Source organism: Paenibacillus periandrae (genome assembly GCF_022458865.1).
In the GTDB taxonomy this organism is placed as follows: Bacteria; Bacillota; Bacilli; order Paenibacillales; family NBRC-103111; genus Paenibacillus_S; species Paenibacillus_S periandrae.
Map to the genome: position 1 here is coordinate 1 of NZ_JAJNMU010000175.1, position 295 is coordinate 295.

1 rRNA gene is annotated in these 295 nt (G+C 50.5%); it reads right to left on the reverse strand.

What is annotated here, in order from left to right:
• A 5S ribosomal RNA gene (rrf, locus tag LRL21_RS45110) occupies positions 1-96 on the reverse strand; the annotation flags it as partial.
• Positions 97-295: the final 199 nt, after the last annotated feature.

A 295-nucleotide genomic window follows, 5' to 3' on the forward strand; every position in this document is an offset into this window, starting at 1 on the left:
CCAGAACCCTGCGGTTCAAGTACCATTGGCGCTGAAGGGCTTAACGGTCGTGTTCGAGATGGGAACGCGTGGTTCCCCTTCGCCATCGTCACCAAACGGGATTTTTCGAAGTTATACGTCTTCGAAATCGCTGCGAGAAAATATCCATCCTTACAAAGGACAGGCAACTCAAGGTTTGCACCCTGAAAACTAGATCCGAAACTTCACTTCACGCTTGAGCAGCGCGTCTCACTCGCTTTCGCTTGCAAGACTCTTTCTTGGATAAGCCCTCGACCGATTAGTATTCGTCAGCTCC